The organism is Amycolatopsis melonis (assembly GCF_040064235.1).
GTDB lineage: Bacteria > Actinomycetota > Actinomycetes > Mycobacteriales > Pseudonocardiaceae > Amycolatopsis > Amycolatopsis melonis.
The window spans coordinates 560431-576984 of record NZ_JBDZYD010000001.1 but is presented as its reverse complement, the minus strand read 5'-3'; the positions used below and the strand labels follow the sequence as shown (position 1 = coordinate 576984).

Annotated in this window: 14 protein-coding genes; 9 read left to right on the top strand and 5 right to left on the bottom strand. The window is 73.7% G+C overall.

Annotation, left to right across the window (positions count from 1 at the left end; genetic code table 11):
* Positions 1-79 precede the first annotated feature (79 nt).
* Positions 80-2071: an NAD-dependent DNA ligase LigA gene (gene ligA, locus ABJI51_RS02675; protein WP_348947291.1), complete on the top strand. Its 1992-nt coding sequence runs from the start codon at positions 80-82 to the stop codon at positions 2069-2071.
* A gap of 125 nt (positions 2072-2196) precedes the next feature.
* A complete protein-coding gene (locus ABJI51_RS02670; protein WP_348947290.1) occupies positions 2197-2631 on the top strand; it encodes a hypothetical protein in 435 nt (144 codons plus the stop codon).
* A gap of 415 nt (positions 2632-3046) precedes the next feature.
* Here ABJI51_RS02670 and ABJI51_RS02665 read toward each other — a convergent pair whose 3' ends face one another.
* Positions 3047-3208 (bottom strand): hypothetical protein, encoded by a 162-nt coding sequence (locus ABJI51_RS02665; protein ID WP_348947289.1) that lies wholly within the window; start codon positions 3206-3208, stop codon positions 3047-3049.
* 147 nt (positions 3209-3355) lie between these two features.
* Between ABJI51_RS02665 and ABJI51_RS02660 the strand changes: the two genes are divergently transcribed.
* Together ABJI51_RS02660 and ABJI51_RS02655 are read left to right on the top strand one after the other, a co-directional pair.
* Complete coding sequence (locus ABJI51_RS02660) at positions 3356-3754, top strand: helix-turn-helix domain-containing protein (protein ID WP_348947288.1); 399 nt, start codon at positions 3356-3358, stop codon at positions 3752-3754.
* Positions 3747-5411: a winged helix-turn-helix domain-containing protein gene (locus ABJI51_RS02655; RefSeq protein ID WP_348947287.1), complete on the top strand. Its 1665-nt coding sequence runs from the start codon at positions 3747-3749 to the stop codon at positions 5409-5411. The genes ABJI51_RS02660 and ABJI51_RS02655 overlap by 8 nt, the downstream gene beginning before the upstream one ends.
* 173 nt (positions 5412-5584) lie before the next feature.
* Here the strand turns inward: ABJI51_RS02655 and ABJI51_RS02650 are convergent, their stop codons facing one another.
* Together ABJI51_RS02650 and ABJI51_RS02645 are read right to left on the bottom strand one after the other, a co-directional pair.
* Positions 5585-7066: a hypothetical protein gene (locus tag ABJI51_RS02650; RefSeq protein WP_348947286.1), complete on the bottom strand. Its 1482-nt coding sequence runs from the start codon at positions 7064-7066 to the stop codon at positions 5585-5587.
* A 134-nt stretch (positions 7067-7200) separates the two neighbouring features.
* Positions 7201-7875, bottom strand: coding sequence for a haloacid dehalogenase type II (locus ABJI51_RS02645; protein ID WP_348947285.1), 675 nt, complete (start codon positions 7873-7875; stop codon positions 7201-7203).
* A gap of 92 nt (positions 7876-7967) precedes the next feature.
* On the opposite strand from ABJI51_RS02645, the gene ABJI51_RS02640 reads away from it, so the two are divergent.
* The 4 genes from ABJI51_RS02640 (at position 7968) to ABJI51_RS02625 (ending at position 14512) form a co-directional block, all read left to right on the top strand.
* Positions 7968-9443: an ABC transporter substrate-binding protein gene (locus ABJI51_RS02640; RefSeq protein ID WP_348947284.1), complete on the top strand. Its 1476-nt coding sequence runs from the start codon at positions 7968-7970 to the stop codon at positions 9441-9443.
* A gap of 8 nt (positions 9444-9451) precedes the next feature.
* Positions 9452-11152 carry an ABC transporter permease subunit gene (locus tag ABJI51_RS02635; RefSeq protein WP_348947283.1) on the top strand — a complete coding sequence of 567 codons (1701 nt, stop codon included), beginning with the start codon at positions 9452-9454 and terminating at the stop codon, positions 11150-11152.
* 112 nt (positions 11153-11264) lie between these two features.
* On the top strand, positions 11265-12767 hold the full coding sequence (locus tag ABJI51_RS02630) for an ABC transporter substrate-binding protein (protein ID WP_348947282.1): 1503 nt from the start codon (positions 11265-11267) through the stop codon (positions 12765-12767).
* Positions 12767-14512 carry an ABC transporter permease subunit gene (locus ABJI51_RS02625; RefSeq protein WP_348947281.1) on the top strand — a complete coding sequence of 582 codons (1746 nt, stop codon included), beginning with the start codon at positions 12767-12769 and terminating at the stop codon, positions 14510-14512. The genes ABJI51_RS02630 and ABJI51_RS02625 overlap by 1 nt, the downstream gene beginning before the upstream one ends.
* Here ABJI51_RS02625 and ABJI51_RS02620 read toward each other — a convergent pair.
* Positions 14478-15020, bottom strand: coding sequence for a DM13 domain-containing protein (locus ABJI51_RS02620; protein ID WP_348947280.1), 543 nt, complete (start codon positions 15018-15020; stop codon positions 14478-14480). The two genes, ABJI51_RS02625 and ABJI51_RS02620, sit on opposite strands and share 35 nt — an antisense overlap.
* Positions 15021-15180: 160 nt before the next feature.
* Between ABJI51_RS02620 and ABJI51_RS02615 the strand changes: the two genes are divergently transcribed.
* On the top strand, positions 15181-15660 hold the full coding sequence (locus tag ABJI51_RS02615) for a MarR family winged helix-turn-helix transcriptional regulator (RefSeq protein ID WP_348947279.1): 480 nt from the start codon (positions 15181-15183) through the stop codon (positions 15658-15660).
* Positions 15661-15667: 7 nt separating this feature from the next.
* On the opposite strand, the gene ABJI51_RS02610 is transcribed toward ABJI51_RS02615, so the two are convergent.
* Entirely contained in the window at positions 15668-16492 is an 825-nt protein-coding gene (locus tag ABJI51_RS02610) for a dienelactone hydrolase family protein (protein WP_348947278.1), read from the bottom strand.
* Positions 16493-16554: the final 62 nt, after the last annotated feature.

Genomic DNA, 16554 nt, shown 5'->3' with positions numbered 1-16554 from the left:
CCCTGGAGTTCCTCCAGGATGGCTTCTCGGGGCGTCACCCGGCCGGTTTTGTCGGTGCCGCCCGGTAACGTCAGCACCCGTGAACAGCCAGGAACGCATCCAGGAACTCGCCGACCGCATCGTGGTGCTGCGTGACGCCTACTACCGGGGCTCGCCCCTGGTCGCCGACGCGGAGTACGACGCGGTCGAGGACGAGCTGCGAAGCCTGCTCGCCGAGCACCCGGAGCTGACGCCGGACCCGAACCCGCTCGACCAGGTGGGCGCGCCCGCGGTGCTGCACGCGCCGATCCGGCACTCGCGGCCGATGCTGTCGCTGGAGAAGGCGACCACGCCCGAGCAGGTCGCCGCCTTCTTCGACCGCTTCCCCGGCCAGCCCGTGGTGGTCATGCCGAAGCTGGACGGGCTGTCCCTGGCCGTCGTCTACGAAAACGGCCGCCTGGCCAGGGCCGTCACCCGCGGCGACGGCATGACGGGCGACGACGTCACGATGCTCGTGCGGGCGCTGACCGACGGGATCCCGGAGCAGGTCGAGGCCCCGGGCCGCGTCGAGGTCCGCGGGGAGGCCGTCATGCTGCGGTCCACCTTCGCCGCGTACAACACCGCGCACCCGGACAAACCGCTGATCAACCCACGCAACGCCGCCGCGGGCACGCTGCGGGCCAAGGATCCGGCCACCGTCGCCGAGCGGCGCCTGCGGTTCTTCGCGTTCGACCTGCACACCGACCCCGACAGCGCGGCGACCGACCTGCAGCGTGCCCTGCAGACGCTCGGGTTCACCGCCGCCGACATGCGGCACTGCGCCGACGCCGAGGCCGCGCAGGCGGCGATCGCCGACATCGAGCGGCGCCGCAACGACCTGGACTACGACCTCGACGGCGCCGTGCTGCGGCTGGCCGACCGGGACGCCTACGCCGCCGCCGGCACGCGGTCGAGCTCGCCGCGCGGCGCGCTGGCGTTCAAGTTCGCCGCCGAGGAGAAGACCACCGTGCTCGCCGACGTGGTCTGGGACGTCGGCAAGACCGGCAAGATCGCGCCGGTCGCCTGGCTGGAGCCGGTGTTCGTCGGCGGCACCACGGTCACCCGGGCGACGCTGGCCAACCAGGAGGTGATCCGCGCCCGCGGCGTCAAGATCGGCGACACCGTGCTGGTCCGCCGCGCCGGGGACGTGATCCCGTTCGTCGCCGGCGTGCTCGACGCGTCGAAGCGCACGGGTGCCGAGCGGGAGATCGTGCCGCCGAGCGAGTGCCCGTCGTGCGGGCAGCCGCTGACCGAGCAGGGCAAGAGCCGGGAACTGTTCTGCACCAACGTTTCCTGCCCGGCCCAGACGGTCCGGCGGCTGATCCACTGGGCGTCGCGGGCGGCGGCGGACATCGACGCCATCGGCGGCGTGTGGATCGAACGGCTCGCCGAGGCCGGGGATCTGGAGCACCCGTCGGACTTCTACCACCTGACGAAGGAACGGCTGCTGGAGTTCGACCGCATCGGCGAGGTGTCGGCCACCCGCATGATCGAGTCGATCGAGCACAGCAAGTCGGTCGGGCTGCGGCGGGCACTGATCGGGCTGGCGATCCCGATGGCGTCCGAAGGCACCGCGGCCCGGCTGTGCCGGGCCGGCTTCGGGTCGCTGGAAGAGGTCGCCGAGGCGGGCGAGGAGGGGCTGGTGGCGGTGGAGGACATCGGCCCGAAGGTCGCGGCGTCGCTGATCGAGCACCTCACCCGGCTGCGCCCGGAACTGGAGCGGCTGCGCGAAGCCGGTGTTTCGCTGGACGTGCGGGAGGAGGACCTCCCGCCGGTGGTCGCGGCGGGTGCCCCGCTGGCGGGGAAGACGGTGGTGGTCACGGGCGCGATCAACGACCCGCGTTCCGGCGAGAAGGTCCCGCGCCCGACGTTCCAGCGGTTGTGCGAAAAGGCGGGCGCCACCACGGCTTCGTCGGTGTCGGCGAACACGGACCTGCTCATCACGGGCGCCGACGTGGGGGCGAGCAAGCTGACCAAGGCGGAGAAGCTGGGCGTGGAGGTGGTCGACCAGGGCGAGATCTGGCAGCAGCTGATCTCGGCGGGCATCGTGTAGCACTTTCCCGGCGCGGCAAGGAAAAGCGGACCGTTCGGGTCCCCGGTCGCGGGGTCACCCGTTCGTGGCCGAGGGACGGGGTCGACACTGGAGACGGTGTCCGACCGCGTCCGAAGGGATCCCCGATGACCACCGCACAGACCGACCAGCAGCTGGCCGTCCACGAGTTCCTGACGGCCCGCGGCTGGCACCTCGACGGCCCCGCCGACCCGGCAACGTCCCGCCTCGCCGACGACCCGAACACGGCATGGCGCTACCCCGCAACATTCGGCGGCCGCCAGGTGAACAAGGTCGCCGAAGCAACCCCGGTCCCCCTTCACGGCTACTTCACGTTCGACGCCCACGGCAACGAGGTGTTCGCCCTGGTCCCGGCGGGCAACGACCCGGGCAACGGCTGCCCCGAGCACGACACCCGCGAGCAGGTCATCCCGTTCACCCGAGCGGGAACGGTGGACTTCGCGGGCATGGTCCCGACCCTGGACACGTTCGAGGCACGCGCCCGCGACCTGGACCCGCGGGTGCTGATCGAGTGCCTGTATTTCGGTCCCTGCAAGGGGTGATTCGGTGGGTTCGGTGCCCCGCAAGACCGGATCCTCACGCTGCGCCGCCGCAAGCCCGGCCGCCCACGGAATTCACAACCCCGTGAGACCGCCCCCGACCGAGTTGCCGCACGCCGCACCGCCGCAAGACCTCCCCGACCGAGTCGCCCCACCCCGTGCCGCCCGCCAGCCCGCAAACCGCCCCAACCGAGTTCCCACACCCTGCGCCGCCGCAAGACCGCCCTGGCCGAGCTGCCCCACCCCGTGCCGCCCGCCAGCCCGCCGCAAGCCCGGCCACCCGCGCCGCCGCAACTCCGTACGACCGCCCCAACCGAGTTCCCCGCACCCCCGCGCCGCCGCAAACCCGCAACAACCCCAGCCGCCCACGAAGTTGGCACCACCGCAAGACCGCCTCGTTCGAGCCGCGCACCACGACTCACCGTCGCCGCCGGAAGGCGCCGTAGGCGCGCAGCAATGCCGGGCGCTCGCGGGGTTTGCTTCCCCGCAATGTCAACGCCAGTCCGATCAGCCACGTCACCGCCGGCACCGAGGGCACCGCCGCCGCGGCCAGGCCGACGTAAAGCACGTTCTGCTGCATGGTCGTTCTCCGCTCGTCCGATGATCTGCGCCGACCATGCCGCGCGGACCCGCCGTCCCGGAAGGGCAGTTGCCACTCGAGGGCCGCGTCCTGACGAACCGGGTACAGTTCGTGCCAGAACTTGCCGGAACTGGGGAGGACACGGGGGTGCCGGACCCGCTCGAGCGGTTGTGCACCGAGTTGCGGGTGCTGCGCCGCAGCTGCGGTGACCCCAGCTTCCGGACCATCGCGAAGGCCACCGGCACGTCGCACACCACGGTCGGGAACCTGCTGAACGGCGCGAGCTGCCCGTCCTGGGAAGTGGTGTCGCGAGTGGTCGGGCACCTCGGGGGCGACCCGGTCCGGTTCCGGAAGCTGTGGGCCGCGGTCCGCGACCTGACCGACCCGCTCCCCGACGCCGACGGCGACGACGCCCCGGCCCCGCGGCCGCTGATGAAACTGGACCGTTCGGTCGGCCCGCGCTCGGAGGTGCTGTGGATCTACGACCCGAAGCTCGCCCGCCAGGTGCTGGCCGCGTTCTTCCCGGCGGAGGAAGCCGATGACTGAGCCTGCCGACGCCGCCGCCCTGGTCGACGCGGCCCTCCGCCACGCCGAAACGGGCGACGTCGGCGAAGCGCTGCGGCTCGCCGAAGAGGGGGCGCGCCACTGCCTCGACGTCGCCGAGCGGCTCGGCGGTGCCGGGCGTGTCGAGCCGGGCCTGCTGGCGAGCCTGGGCATCGCGCTGCGCCTGGAGTACGCCTACGGCGGCCGGCTCGCGAACCTCGAAGACGCGGTCGAGGCGCTCCGGGCGGGCGCGGCGGTCGTCACGGACCGGCGCCGCCGCGCGGCCCTGCTTTCCGAGCTGGGCGGCGCGCTGCTGATGTGGTTCCGGCTCGGCGGCGACCCGGCCACGCTCACCGAGGCGGTGGACACCCTGCGCGGCGCCCTCGCCGAGCTGCCCGCGGACTCGCCGCAGCGGACGCAGGTGCTGTCGAACCTCGCGGCGGCCCTGTCGGCGGCGCACGAGAACTCGGGTGCGGAGGCCGACCTCGAGGAGGCACTGGCGGTCCTGCGCCAGGCAATCGACGCGGCCCCCGCGGACGCCCCCAACGCCGAAGCACTGGCCAACCTGGGCGCGCTCCTGCTGACGTGGGCGAGCTACCGCAACGACGTGGCCAGCACCGACGAGGCAATCGAAGCCCTCACCCGAGCGGCGGCCCGCATGCCGGCCGACCGTCCCCAGCGCGCGCGGGTCCTGGCCAACCTGGCAGCAGCGCACCGGCTGCGCCACGACCGCGCCGGAACCACCGAAGACCTCGACCGAGCGGTGGTGTTGGCCCGCGAAGCCCTGGCGGGAACAGCACCGGACGCCCCGGAGTACGCAACGGTCGCCGCAGGCCTCGACGCAGTGCTGCGCCGAAGGGAGGAGCTTTTCGGCCACCGGCCATCGGAAAACGCGCGCGACCACACGGAAGCCCGGGTCGAGCAGCCGCCGACAGCCATCGACGACCCCGACCACGAGCCATCCACCGACCCCGCAGCCCCCGAAAACCGCACCCCAGCCCCAGCCGTGGATGTGCTGCTCGGGACCGCCGATGCCACCCTCGCCGCCGCGCTGGCTGCGGGCCTGGCCCGGGGCGGGCTCACCGTCCAGGTCGCGAAATCCGGGGCCGACCTGTGTGCCTCTCTCGATTCCGCGCGGACCGTCGTCGTCGACCACACCTACCTCACCCCCGGTGAGGAGGCCACCGTGCGGGAGCGCCGGGACGCGCACCCCGGGGCCGCGCTGATCATCCTCACCTCCGGCCTCCCCGATGACCGCTTCGGCGCCGACGACTACGTCGCGAAGCCCGTCGACCTGGGTGAGCTGCGGGCCCGCATCCGCGCGGTGAGCCGTCGCTCGGCACCGGAAGCAGCTGCCGGGAACGACCGGGTTCTGCGGTTCGGGGATGTCGAACTCGATCCCGGGCGGCACGAAGTCCGGGTCGGTGGGCGGCCGGTTCCGTTGTCGCGCAAGGAATTCGCCCTCCTTGCGCTGCTGGCCCGGCGTCCGGGTGGCGTCCTCACCCGTGAGCAGCTCCTCGCCGAGGTTTGGGGCGCGCCGGTGGGCGCCCGCTCTCTCGACGTCCACGTCGCCACCCTCCGCACGAAACTGGGGCGGCCGCAACTGATCCAGACCGTCCGGGGCGTCGGCTACCGGCTGGCCACCGATCCCCCGGCGTGACGCCCGGTCAGGCACCGCAGCTCGTGCTCGTACAGCCGGGCGGGGTCGAACCCCATGCCGGAAGTGCAGGGCCACCCGCAGCGTGGCCGGCCCGGCACCGTCGTCACCTTCACCGGCACCGGCACCCTGCAGCTGCTCACCCAGCTCGACGCAAGATGAACACGCCGCCGCCGTCAGCCGCCGCGCGGGACGACCAGTTCCATGTGCATCGAGTCGGTGGACTCGCCGCCCCAGGCGACGCCGAGGTCGAATCCGTGCTGGGCCAGCGCGACCAGGAACTCCGCGTTGAAGTGCTCGCGTCCCGCCGCCGGGTCGCGGGGGTTGAAGTAGCCCCGCTCCAGCAGCTGCGCCATCGACGGCGTGTCCGCGACCGTCGCCGTCGTGGGCCGCTCGCCCTTCTTGCGTTTCGCCCTGCCGAACAGAAACGCCGGGTCGCTCAGCTTGGCCCGCAACGACGTCAGCTTCGCGAGCGTTTCCTTCGCTCCCACCAGGGGTCTGAGCCCGCCGAGGAGGGTCTGGGCCCGCTCGGTGACGCGGGTGACGCGTTCGCCGAACGTGCCTTCCGGACTGGTCTGGACCAGGCTCTCCCAGGCGGTGAGACGGGTCCACAGCCGGGACCGCGCGTCCGGTTCCCGGCCCCTGGCCTGGGCGACGGCCCGGCCCGCCTCCCGCGCGGCGGCCTCGATCCGCGCGATCCGCGCGGTGAGCTGCGCCTTTGCCGGCAGCGCGGCCGGGTCGAGACCGGCGGCGGCCGCCAGCGCGGTCAGGCGGTTCTCCTCGGTCGTGATTGCGGTCGTCCACGGCCCGATCAGGGCCGGGACCTGGGCCAGGACCGCGGCTTTCTCCTCCGGCGTGGCCGCCTCGAAGTACCGGGTCCGCAGCTCGAGGAACTGATCGCGCGCGGCACCGAGGCTCGCCTGGAACGCCTGCGACGAGGCCGCCAGCCGCTGCGACTCGGCGCGGATCCGGTCCATCAGCGCCGCCGCCTCTGCCGGGGGCGCCTCGCCCGCGGCGGTCGCGTTGCCGGTCGCGCTGATGACGGCCCGGCGGGCCGAGTACTCGCCGAGCTCGGCGTTGCTGGGGCCGCCGCCGGTGAGCCGGAGCAGCTCGGCGGTCTCGCCGCGGCCGATGCGGGGCATGTTGGTGGCGTCGTAGTCGATCGCGTAGCCGAGCGTGTGCATCGACGCGGGCGTGTAGTGGGTGTCCGGGGTGAACGCCTTGCGGAAGGAGAACGCCACGGTCGACGACGGCCCGGGACCGCCGAGCGACGCAATCGCCGCCTCCAGCCGGGCTTTCGCGGTCCGGTGCAGGAACGGATGGCCGGGCGCGGTGGACTGCTCGATACCCTGGAAATGCGCCAGTGTCGCCTCGTGGCTGCCGAACCATTCCCGGCCCGCACGCAGGAACTCCTGCTTCGCGGCCTGGGTGGCCAGCGGCACGCCGCCGTTGCCGGACAGCACGTGCGGCGGCAGCCCGTCCACGGCGGCGAGCGCGGCCTGGTCGTCGAGGTCCCGCTGCACGGTGACCAGCCGCGTGGTCGCGGCGTTCCCGGCGAGGCGCTGCAGCCGCAGCAGCGCCGGTTCCGCCGCCGCGGAGCCCGGGCCGGACTCGGTCTCGCGCTGCCGGGCGGCCGGTTTCCTGCGCACATGCTCCACGATCCGAGGGTAGGACCGGGCCACGACCGGCGGCCACGACCGCGAGGGCAGACCGGGCGGCCCGAAAGGGTGGGGCTGCGCCGTCAGCCGACCTTCGCATACGCGAGGGCGACCCCAAAGGCCACGCCACGCGATCAGAGCCCAAGCAGACCGTTCAGCTCATCAAGCGAGCCGACCTTCGTGTAGCCGTACGCCGGGGCGGGCGGGGAGTAGCCGCGGTCCAGCAGCACCGTGTTCGTGAAGCCCAGCTCGTGGCAGGGCATCAGGTCGTAGCGGGTGTGCGAGGAGACGTGGAGGAACTGCTCCGGCGGCGTGTTCAGCTGGTCGAGCATGTACTCGAACGCGCCGTACCGGGGCTTGTAGAACCCGGACTGCTCGGCGGTGTAGACGGCGTGGAACCCGGCGCCGAGCCGGGGCACGCTGACGTCGAGGTAGCGGGTGTTGGCGTTGGACAGGATCACCAGCGGGTAGTGCTCCCCCAGCTTCTTCAGCGGCGCCGGGACGTCGGCGTGCGGGCCCCAGGACAGCACGCCGTCGGAGAAGCGGTCGCCGGCGTCGTCCGCCACGTCGAGGCCCCACTTGCGGCAGGTCCGGGCGTAGGCGTCGTGGAGGACCTGGCGGTAGTCGTAGAACTCCCCGCAGACCTGGTCGTACCGGTAGCCGCGGAAGTCGATCACGAACCGGTCGAACTGCTCGGGCGTGAGCCGGTCGCCGACGAGTGCGCGGGTGATCGGGGTGATCCGGAAGTCGATCAGCGTGCCGTAGCAGTCGAAGGAGACGTACTTCGGCCGGAAGGCGGGGTCGGTCACGGTGCCCTTTCCAGGAGATCTACCGCACATTGAATGAAAACGGTTTTCAGGTAGCGTACCCCGCAGCAGACCGCTCACGAGAACCGGGGACCATGACCGCCTACCGCCGCCTGCTGGCCGCCTGCCTGCTCGTTCCGCTCGCGTCCGGGTGTTTCGCCACCGCCGCGCCCGCCGACGGCGGACGGCTGCGGGTGGCGCTGGCCTTCCCGCCGTCCCAGAACTTCTCGCCGTACGGGCAGGACGGCTACCTCCTGTCCCGCCTGGGTGTCGCGGAAGGACTGACCCGGCTGGCCGCCGACGGCACCGCGGCACCGGCCCTCGCCACATCCTGGACGGCAGGCGACGACAGTCGCGCGTGGTCGTTCACGGTGCGGGACGCCAGGTTCCAGGACGGCACCCCGGTCACCGCGGCCGCCGTCGCCGACGCGCTGACCCGGGCCACGCAGCGCAAGCCGGTGCCACCGGCGCTGACCGGCGTGAAGCTGACCGCGGTCGCGTCGGGCGAGAGGCAGGTGCGCGTGGGGACCGACGTCCCCGATCCCGTGCTGCCGCTGCGGCTGTCCAACCCCGCGCTGGCGGTGTTCTCCCCGAAGGCGTACGAACAGCCGGGCGCCGTCGACGTGCGGGGTACCGCGACAGGACCGTTCGCCCTCAAGGAAATCACCGGCACCACAGCGGCCACTTTGGACCGGTTCGACGGCTACTGGGGCGGCCCCGCCCGCGCGCCGGGCCTCGACGCGAAGTTCGTCGCCGACGGCACCGCCCGCGCCAACGCGCTGCGGACCGGCCAGGCCGACATCGTCGAGGCCCTGCCGGTCGCCCAGGTCGCTTCCTTGGACCAGCAACAGGTCCAGGAGAAGGCCACCCCGCGTACCACCGTCCTGTACCTGAACACGAAGTCCGGTGTCTTCGCCGACCCCGGGGTGCGGGCCGCCGCCCGCGAGGCCATCGACACCTCGGTCCTCGCCCGGAACGTGTACGAAGGACACGCGGAGCCCGCCCAGGGCCTCTTCGGGCCCGCGCTGACCTGGACGCAGCACAAGCGGATCCCGCCGGAGGGCCGCGCGAAGGCGGTGCGCCCACCGTCCAATGTGATCACCATCGCGACCCACAGCAGCCGTCCCGAACTGCCCGAAGCCGCCCAGGTGCTGCAGCAGCAACTGCAGAAGGCCGGCTTCACCGTGAAGCTCGAGGTCCTCGACTCCGCGCGGCTGGACAGCGACGCGCTGGCCGGGAAGTTCGACGCCGTCGTCAGCTCCCGCAACGTGATGCTGGAGACCGGGGACCCGGTTTCCGTCCTCGCCAGCGACTACACCTGTGCCGGCGGCTACAACCTGGCCAAGGTGTGCGAGCGCCGGGTCGACGACGCCGTCGCCGCGGCGGAACGGGTGGCCGACCCCGCCCGGCGGCAGGACGCGGTCATGGCGGCCGAAGCGGCGGTGCTCGCCACGGACGCGGTGATCCCGCTGGTGCACCTGAAGGTCGCGACCGGGATCGGCGTGCCGGTCCAGGGCACGGTCGCGGACCCGTACGAGCGGGCCCTGGTCGGCCCGGGGACCCACCGCTGAGCCCGAGAGTGCCCGGCCTGCTGTGGCGGGCCGGGCTCACCGCCCTCCTGGTGTGCGGAATCGGCCTGCTGCCGTGGCTTTCGCGGACCGACCCGGCGTTGACCGTGCTCAAGGCGCGGGCGGTGGACGGCGATCCGGCGCCCGCCGCGCTGCAGGCCGTCCGGGACGAACTCGGGCTGGGCGACGGTCCCCTGCGGCTGCTCGGGCGGTGGCTCGGCGGGCTGCTGCACGGCGACGCGGGCCGGTCCTGGGTGTCCGGTGCCGACGTGCTGACGTCGGTCGGATCGGCGCTCGGCGTTTCGCTGCTGCTGATGGCCGCCGCGCTGACGGTCGCCGTGGCCACGGCCACGCTGGTGTGCGCCCGCACGCTGTGGCTCGGTTCGCGGCGCCGCCTCGACGGCCGCGGGGCGGGCGGCAGCGGGACGGCGGTGCTGGCCGCACTGCCCGAGTTCCTCGTCGCCTCGGTGCTGGTCACCGTCGTCGGCGTCCAGCTGGGCTGGCTGCCGGCGCTGGGCTGGTACGGTCCACAGTGGACGGTGCTGCCCGCGCTGTCGCTCGGCCTGCCCGCCGGCGCGGTACTGGGACGGCTGCTCGACGACCTGCTGCCCGGCGCGTTCGCCGAGAAGTGGGCGCTGACCGCCACCGCGTGCGGCATGCCGCCGGGAAGCCTTGCCCGGCAGGCACTCCGGCGCAGCGTGCCCGCGCTGCTGCCCAACCTCGGCCTGTTCGTGGTGGGGCTGACCGGCGGCGCGGTGGCGGTGGAGAAGCTGTTCGACATCCCCGGCCTCGGCCGGGCGACCTTGGACGCCGCGCTCGCCCAGGACCTGCCGGTCCTGCAGGCAGGCACCCTCGTCCTCCTCGCGCTGGCGGCGGCGACCGGGGTACTGGCCCGGATCGCGGCCCGGCTGCTGCTCGGGCCGGCGTTGGCGGGCCGCGAGCTGGGCACCTTGAGCAGGCCCGGCAAACCGGCGCGTCGCGCGCTCCCCCTCGTCTACGCGGCACTGCTGGCGGGCGTCATCGGCTTCGGCCTGGCGCGCGACCCCTTCGCGGTCGATCCGGCCGCCCGGCTCCGCCCGCCGTCCCCGGCACTGCCATTCGGCGCCGACGCACTCGGCCGCGACGTCCTCGCCCGGATCGGCCACGGCGCGGTCGCGACCCTGGCCACGGCGGCCGCCATCAGCGTGGCGGCGCTCGTCGTGGGCGTGTTGCTGGGCTTCCTGCCCCGGGTGTCCGGGCCACTGGCCGAGCTGGTCAATGCCGTCCCGGCGGTCGTGGCAGGCCTGCTGGTCGCCGGGGTCGCCGGTCGCGGGCCGTGGACTCCGGCGCTGGCGGTGGCCGCCGTCGCGTGGGCCCCGCTGGCCACCCACACCTCCGCCCTGCTGCGCCAGGAACGCGCCACCACGCTCCTGGCCGCGACCCGCGCCCTGGGTGCCGGGGAGTGGTACCTGCTGCGACGGCGGCTGCTGCCTGCCGTCCTGCCACCCGTGGCCCGCCACGCGATGCTGCGGATGCCCGGAATCGCGCTGGCGCTGGCGGCGCTGGGCTTCCTGGGGCTGGGCGCCCAGCCGCCGTCGCCCGAGTGGGGCCTGCTGATCGCCGAGAACCTTCCGTACACCGAACGCGCGCCCTGGGCCGTCCTGGCGCCCGCGGCGGTACTGGCCTTGCTCGGCGCCACGGCCGTGACCGCGTCGGGACGCCGCCGGGCGTGAGCGACGGGCTGGGTGGTCCGCGATCATTGAGACCTCAATCACCTGGGTGAAGTTTGGCTAGGCTTACCTCATATGCTGTCCCCGCCCTCACTTCCGCAGGACAGGACTGATCGTGCGTTCGACCCCTCGCCTCTTCGCGGCGCTTGCCCTCGTTCCCTTGCTGGGCGGCTGTTTCGCCGGTGCCGGCGCCTCGGACACCGCGGGTGGCCGGCTGCGCGTCGCGCTGGCGGTGCCGCCCGTGCAGGCCCTGTCCCCCTACAGCAACGACGCCACCGCGCTGGGCAAGCTGGCCGTCGCCGAAGGACTCACCTCCCTGGGTCCCGACGGGACCGCCGCACCCGCGCTGGCGACGTCCTGGACCCGCCGGGACGCCACCACCTGGGTTTTCCAGCTGCGCCAGGCGAAGTTCCAGGACGGCACCGACGTCACGGCCGCCGCCGTGGCCGGTGCGCTCGGGCACGCTGCCGCGGCCAAGCCCAGGCCCCGGGTGCTCAGCGACGTCACCCTGACCGCGCAGGCCGACGGCCCCGGCACCGTCACGATCCGGACGACGACCGCCGACCCGGTGCTCCCGCTCCGGCTCGCCAGCCCCGCGCTGGGCATCTTCTCCGCGAAGGCGTACGCCGCGGACGGCACCGTCAACCCCGTCGGCACCGCCACCGGCGCCTTCGAGATCACCAAGCTCACCGGGAAGACCCAGGCGACCCTGAACCGCTTCGACGGCTACTGGGGCGGCAAGGCGAAGGCCACCGGGATCGACGTCAGCTGGATTGCCGACGGCACCGCCCGCACCAACGCCCTGCGCGCGCACGAAGCCGACATCGCCGAGTGGATCCCGACCGCCCAGGCGCCCCTGCTCGACCCGGGCACCCGCCGCGAGGTGCCTTCGGTCCGGGCCGACAGCCTGATCCTCAACACCGCCTCGAGCATCTTTGCCGACGCGACGTTGCGGGCGGCCGCCCGTGGCGCGGTGCAGGGCTCGGCCCTCGTCGGCTCGGTCTTCGGCGGCTACGCCGATCCCGCGCCGGGCCTGTTCGGGCCCGCCATCCCCTGGGCGGCCGCGCAGCGGGTCGCGGTGAGCGGGCGGGCGACGGCCGCGACCGTCGCGGAAACCCGCGCGAAGACCCAGGGCCGGACGCTGCGCCTGGCCACCTACACCAACCGCGCCGAGCTGCCCGAGGCCGCGACCGTCGTGCAGCAGCAGCTGGAGCGGGCCGGGTTCACCGTGCAGCAGGACGTGCGCGAGTACACCCAGATGGAGGCCGACCTCCTCGCCGGCCGGTACGACGCCCTGATCCTGTCGCGGGTGACGCTGCTCGACACCGGTGACGCGGTCGCGTACCTCGCGAGCGACTACCGGACCGGCGGCGCCTACAACATCGCCGGTCTCAAGGACGCCGGGGTCGACCAGGCCATCGCGGCGGCCGCCGGGGAAGGCGACACCGCGCTGCGGCAGCAGAAGATCATGCGGGCCGAAGCGGAGATCCTGCGCACCGACGCCGTGGTCCCGCTGGTGCACGAGAAGGTCGTGCAGGGAATCGGCACCGGCGTGGAAGGGGTGGTCCTCGACCCGCGCGAGCGCGCGCTGGTCACCCTCGACACGCACCTGAAGTAATGGCGGACGCCGCCCGGTGGCGCGCGGGCGCGGGCCGGCTCGCCGCCGGGAGCGCCCTGCTGGCGGCCGTCGCCTTCCTGCCGTGGCTGTCCGGGACCGACCCCGCGCTGACGGTGCTGCGGGCGCGGTCGGCCGACCAGGCCCCGACCGCCGGGCAGCTGGCCGCGGTGCGGGAGCAGCTGGGACTGGACGCCGGGCCGCTCCCCCACTTCCTGCGCTGGCTCGGCGGGCTGCCGCGCGGGGACGCGGGCACGTCCTGGGTGTCCGGCACGCCGGTGCTGCCCCAGGTCGCCGGCGCCGCGGGCGTGTCGGTCACGCTGATGCTCGCCACGCTCGCCGTGACGCTCGTGGTGGCCGCGCTGCTCGGTGCCCGGACGCTGTCCCTCGGTTCCCGGCGGCTGCAGCGTGACCGCGGCACGGGCACGGTGGCCGCGTCACTGGCCGCGCTGCCCAAGTTCCTGCTCGCCTCACTGCTGGCCACCGTGTTCGGCGTGTGGCTGGGCTGGTTCCCGCCCGGCGGCTGGACCGGGCCGGGGTCCATGGTGCTGCCCGCGCTCGCCCTCGGCGTCCCGACCGGGGCGGTGATCGGCGGCCTGCTCGACCACGCCCTGCCCGCGACCTTCGGCGAGCCGTGGGTCCGGACCTGGCACGCCGCCGGGTTCCCGCCGGCCAGGCTGGTGCTGCCCGTGCTGCGCCGCACGCTGGCCGGGGTGCTCCCGCAGCTGGTGCCCAGCGTGGTCGGCCTGGTCGGCGGCGCGGTCGCGGTGGAGAAGGTGTTCGACATCCCGGGGCTCGGCCGGCTCGCCCTGGATTCCGCGCTGGCCCAGGACCTTCCGCCGCTGCAGACGGCCACCCTGCTGCTGGCCCTGCTCGGCATTGCCGCGGGCCTGCTCGTCAAGGCGCTGCGTCACCTGCTGCTCGGCCCCGCCCTGCGCGACGGCGGGCTGGCCGCGCCGGTCCCGCCCGCCCGCCGCCCGGCCGGACAGCTTGTCCGTGACTGCGGGTTCGTCCTGGTCGCCGTCTGCGTCGCCGGGCTGCTGCGCGATCCGTCGCATGTGGACACCGCGGCCCGCCTGCTGCCGCCGTCGTTCGACCACCCGCTGGGCACGGACGCCCTCGGCCGGGACGTGCTGGCCCGCCTCGGGCACGGGGCACTGCGCACGGCGGGCGTGGCGCTCGCGGTGACCGTGGTCAGCGTCGTCGCCGGGCTGCTGCTCGGCATGGCCGGCGCGGCCGGCGCCGGGCTGACCGAAGTGCTGTCGGCGCTGCCTGCCGTGCTGGCCGGGCTGCTGACGACCGCGGTGACCGGGCCGTCGGCGTGGGGCGCGGCGTGCGCGGTGTGCCTGGTCGGCTGGACACCGTACGCCGCCCAGACCGCGGCGCTGCTGGAGCAGGAACGGGCAACGGACTACCTGCAGGCGTCCATTTCGTTCGGTGCGGGCCCGGTCCACCTGCTGCGCCACCACCTGCTGCCCGCGGTCCTGCCCGCCGTGACCCGCAACGCGGCCCTGCGCCTGCCCACGACGATCCTGGTGCTGGCCTCCCTCGGGTTCCTCGGGCTCGGCGAGCAGCCACCCACCCCGGAATGGGGACGGCTGCTGGCGGAGAACCAGCCGTACCTGGAACTGGCCCCGTGGACCACGCTCGCCCCGGCCGGCGCGCTCGTGCTGCTCGCGATCCTGGCGGCGGCCGGTTCACCCGCGCACCGGTTCAGCGGAGTTCGGCCGCGCCGAACGACACGTTGAAGCGGTCGCACCACAGGCTCACGCTCGTGTAGCCGGCCAGGTCCGTGCCCGCGGGCAGGGGGTAGTTCTGGTTTCCCTTGTTGCCCTTGAGTTTTCCCGCGTCGAGGTGCTTCCCGTCGTCGAACACGTCCCAGCCGTCCTTGCCCGGCTTCACCGGGGCGTCGGTGAGCCAGACGTGCACGTCCGGGCCGCTGCTGGTGGCGAGGTTCTCCAGGCGCAGCACGAGTGCGCCGTCGGCCGCCCGGACGATCCGGACCGTCCCGCTCGTCGGGTGCTCGTGGCTGATCAGCGTGCCGGTCGCCAGGTCCGCGGGCACTGTGGGCGCTGTGGGCGTCGGCGAAACCGGTGTCCCGGCCCGCGTTTGCGGCACCGCGGACGGCAGGCTTTCCTGCACGGTCTCGTCGGTCCACAGCTGCCACGGCTGGAACCAGTACAGGCCCGCCGCCACCGCGACCAGCCCGGCGACCAGGACACCCGCCGTCCAGGGCCGGGCGAGCAGTCGGTTCATCACGTTCTCCTCCGTCGTCGTCGACGGCCATTCAACGGGACGAACCGCCCAGCCGTCCCGCGTCACGCGCTTACCGAACTCTTACGACCGAGTCCGTCCACACTGGACGGACGGTGCTTCCGGCCGGTCCGGACGGGCGGTATGAGGCAGACTGGATGCCATGACCCGCATCCCGGCAGGTGTCGACGCGAGCGACGTGGACGCCGTGACCGACGCCGTGCTGACCGCCTCGCGCCTGCTCGTCGCGGTGTCGGTGCGCTCCATCGCCGCGGCGGGTGATGCGGTCACCCTGCCGCAGTTCCGGCTGCTCGTGGTGCTGCAGACGCGGGGTCCGCTGAAGCACGCCGACCTCGCCGAGCACCTCGGCGTGACCCCGTCGACCGCGAGCCGGATGGTCGACCGCCTGGTCACCGTCGGTTTCGTCGACCGGCGGCACAGCCCGGTGTCGCGGCGCGAGATCGTCCTCACGCTGACCCGCGAGGGCGCGAAGATCGTCCGGCAGGTCACCGCCCGCCGTCGCAAGGAGATCGCCCAGATCGTCGCGCGGATGCCCGGCGAAGCCCGCACCGGCCTGGTCGACGCGCTCACCGCGTTCGCCGAGGCCGGTGGCGAACCGCCCGCCTCGGCCGCCTGGTCCTGACCACGGCTCAACGGTTCCCTGGGCGGAGCCGTTCGGTGAGAAAGGCGAGGATCTCGTCCTTGGCGCGCAGCGTCGGGTGTCCTTCCTCGTCGACGAGATGGGCCGTGACGACACTGTGCGGACAGCCGACGACGTCACGGAAGAACGGCGGCGGTGCGGGATTGGCCGTCTCGCCCGGGATGACGCGCCCGTCGAACGCGTCGCCCAGGAGCGCCCGGTAGGCGGCGAACCGGCGGCCGGTGCACCACCGGTCGTTGTCGAACCGGTAGGCGAGCACCTTCAGGCCGTCACGCTCGATGCGTTCGCGCACCTTCGCGGCGTCTTCGTCGCTGATCTCCAGCCCGCCGGGGTCGTCAAGGGGCAGCGAGGGATGGTTGACCACCGGCGCGATGACGGCCGGTTCGAGGGTCATGCTGAGGGCGAAGTTCCCGGTGAAGCACAGCCCGATCGCGCCGACGCCGGGCCCGCCGCACTCGGCCAGCGCGATTCTGGCCAGCCCGCGCAGCCAGGCCGTGACCGGGCTCGTGCCGCCACCGGCGAACGCGCGGAACTCGGCGCTGACGCAGGCACGGCGGACGACGTTCGTCCCCTCCTCGGTGGTGGGAACGGCGCCGTCGGTCCCGAACAGCGACGGAAGGTAGACCGTGAATCCCGCGTCCCGGATCCACCGCGCCAGCCGGACGACGTCGGGGCTGATGCCGGGCATCTCCGGCATCAGCACGACAGCCGGTCCGGAACCGCCGACGTGGACGGTCTTGCCGGTACCTCCGGAGTCGATCAGCCGCGCGGGGAAGTCCTCGAGCGCGTCGGCCTGCGGTTCTGTGATCGCCATGGCCGTATCGTCGGGCTGGGGTGCCCGGTCCGGCCAGTGGCGGTATCGCCACCTGTCCGGGT

Excerpts from the sequence above, each read along its gene's own strand:
- ABJI51_RS02665 (WP_348947289.1), bottom strand. The coding sequence starts at position 3,208 with ATGCAGCAGAACGTGCTTTACGTCGGCCTGGCCGCGGCGGCGGTGCCC.
- ABJI51_RS02655 (WP_348947287.1), top strand. The coding sequence starts at position 3,747 with ATGACTGAGCCTGCCGACGCCGCCGCCCTGGTCGACGCGGCCCTCCGC.
- ABJI51_RS02610 (WP_348947278.1), bottom strand. The coding sequence starts at position 16,492 with ATGGCGATCACAGAACCGCAGGCCGACGCGCTCGAGGACTTCCCCGCG.
- ABJI51_RS02615 (WP_348947279.1), top strand. The coding sequence starts at position 15,181 with ATGACCCGCATCCCGGCAGGTGTCGACGCGAGCGACGTGGACGCCGTG.
- ABJI51_RS02625 (WP_348947281.1), top strand. The coding sequence starts at position 12,767 with ATGGCGGACGCCGCCCGGTGGCGCGCGGGCGCGGGCCGGCTCGCCGCC.
- ABJI51_RS02670 (WP_348947290.1), top strand. The coding sequence starts at position 2,197 with ATGACCACCGCACAGACCGACCAGCAGCTGGCCGTCCACGAGTTCCTG.
- ABJI51_RS02640 (WP_348947284.1), top strand. The coding sequence starts at position 7,968 with ATGACCGCCTACCGCCGCCTGCTGGCCGCCTGCCTGCTCGTTCCGCTC.
- ABJI51_RS02620 (WP_348947280.1), bottom strand. The coding sequence starts at position 15,020 with ATGAACCGACTGCTCGCCCGGCCCTGGACGGCGGGTGTCCTGGTCGCC.